The organism is Pseudomonas agronomica (assembly GCF_025917275.1).
GTDB classification, from domain to species: domain Bacteria; phylum Pseudomonadota; class Gammaproteobacteria; order Pseudomonadales; family Pseudomonadaceae; genus Aquipseudomonas; species Aquipseudomonas agronomica.
The window spans coordinates 1-2,097 of record NZ_JAOSHO010000693.1; the positions used below are offsets into that span (position 1 = coordinate 1).

The following is a 2,097-nucleotide window of genomic DNA, read 5'->3' on the forward strand; positions in this document are numbered from 1 at the left end:
GGCCCGCCTGGACACCTCATGTCTTACCGCTCCTGAATAATGCTCAACCGCTCGCCCACCACCATCTCCGTGATCCAGCTCACCAGGATCGAGGTGTAGGCCTGTTGTGACACGGGGTCGCTCAGGGAATGGTCGGCGCCGTCGATGATCCGATGGGTCAACGAGTGGGTCTGCTGGCACGCCGCTCGATAACTCATGATCGTGGCGTGTGGCACATGGTCATCGGTCTCGGACTCCACCAGCAGCACATCGCCCGTGAATTGCGAGCAGGCCTGCAAGGCCCGGTTGGTGTCGGCGTGGACCAAAGTGCTGCGATAATCGAGCAGGTCGGTCTTGTCCAGGTCACGCTTGGGCGTGTGCCACTGCTCGTCCCGGTAGAGCGCCGGCACCCGCAAGGCCAGCCAGCGCACCGGACGCAACGACGTCAGGATCGAGGCCAGGTAACCGCCGTAGCTGGTGCCGACCACCGCGATCGCCGAAGTGTCCAGGCCGGGGTGGGCCAGCAACCGGTCGTAGGCCGCCAGCAGGTCCCGCAGGTTGTCCTCCCGCGTGACCCGTGACAGCGGAATGCCCGCGCCCCCCGTGTGGCCGCGCAAGTCAAAGGTCAGGCACACGCAGCCCAGGCCGGCGATGCCCTTGGCCCGTTCAAGATCACGTTCCTGGCTGCCGCCCCAACCGTGTACGAACAAAACGCCGGGGACCTTTGATTTGGGGCTGAGGAAGGTCCCGTTCATATGCTCATCATCGATGGCAATCTGGATGGTTTCGCTTCTAGCCGTCATAGGATTGAACCGTTACGTATTTGAGTAGGAAATCACCGTTTTCCGCCGCGCCCCGATAAATCTCCGTCGCGCCGGGGGGCAGCGGCTGATCGGAGTAGGTTTCGACCGAGGACACCCGGACCGCGCGGACCGAAGGATCCTCGACAAACACCTGCAGTGCCGCGAGCTCCGCGCTGCTGGCACCGCCCATTCGCCAGGATTGCTCCAGCACGCCGCCGCGAGGCTGGCCACCAGTATCCGTCCCTTGGGCGATGTCATAATTGCGCCGCGATGCAAAAAACGTCGGAAATGCCTGGTTGGCGGCGTCATCGAACACCTGGGCCAGGCGCACCGCCTCGCGCGCATCGTCTTGCAGTTCCAGACCGAGCAACTCGATATAGCCACCTTGGGCCACCAGCAGGTCGGAACCGCCATAGACCTCCTGCCCTTCGTTGTCATGGGTCAGGTGTTGCACGCCGCAGTAGCTCAAGACCCTGCCATTGATGAAGCTTTGGCCGACGCTCTGGGTCTTGATCTCATTGAGGTTCTGCTCCAGCACGATGCCCTCGCTGAACACCGCCTGGGCGTCTGGCGCCGCGACGATTTCGTCGAATTGCGCGATGCTTCGGATGACCCGCTGGCCACGTCCGGCGCAAGCATGGATTGGCTTGAAGCGAATCGGTCCGGCGTAAAGCAGATGCTCGGCGGCCTGGCGCGCATCCTTGAGGGAGAACACGCTGATGCCGTCGAGTACAACGCCCCGGGTCAGCTTGGCGAACAGCGGCGACCAGCCCTTCGGCGCAACCGCGTCCTTATTCAACAGACCATGGGCGATCGCCTTGGTGCAGATGAAATCGTGGTCGACGTAACCGCCCCAGAGATCATCCGGTCCCTTGATGCCCAGGCGCAATGCAGCCTCAGGGCCGATCAGGGTCTGCGTGGGCAACAGGTACAGCTCTCGACCGGCATGTTGTCGACTGTCGTAACTGCCGCCGTACTCCAGGCCAAGGATATTCGCCAACCAGCGCGCCAGCGCCCGATTGGTTTCGACTTCATGCAGCGGCGCCTGGGGATTGACCGAGTGAGCTACTACTAATTTGTCACGATGGATCGACGTCATGCGTTGTCCTTTCAACTGCGCTCAATAGCCGTAGCCATAAGGATTGCAGAGATCAGGCCAACGGCACGGCGCAGGACGAACGGTCGAGGAAACGGGGGAATGCATGGATGATATGGCACGGGGCCTGTTTCATTCTGCACGACAGACGGTTGGAATCCGGCAAATTGCACGATGCCAGCCGGCAGACACAGTCCCACCAGCGGCGAGAGAGCTTGC

General features: G+C 62.1%; 2 protein-coding genes. Both read right to left on the reverse strand.

The window, feature by feature from the left end; genetic code table 11:
- Positions 1-23 precede the first annotated feature (23 nt).
- Entirely contained in the window at positions 24-782 is a 759-nt protein-coding gene (locus OC610_RS26230; protein ID WP_030140481.1) for an alpha/beta hydrolase family protein, read from the reverse strand.
- Complete coding sequence (locus OC610_RS26235) at positions 772-1,881, reverse strand: DUF3182 family protein (protein ID WP_264432013.1); 1,110 nt, start codon at positions 1,879-1,881, stop codon at positions 772-774. Before OC610_RS26235 ends, OC610_RS26230 begins: the two co-directional genes overlap by 11 nt.
- Positions 1,882-2,097: the final 216 nt, after the last annotated feature.

Coding starts and splice junctions, on each gene's coding strand:
- OC610_RS26230 (WP_030140481.1), bottom strand. CDS start 782: ATGACGGCTAGAAGCGAAACCATCCAGATTGCCATCGATGATGAGCAT.
- OC610_RS26235 (WP_264432013.1), bottom strand. CDS start 1,881: ATGACGTCGATCCATCGTGACAAATTAGTAGTAGCTCACTCGGTCAAT.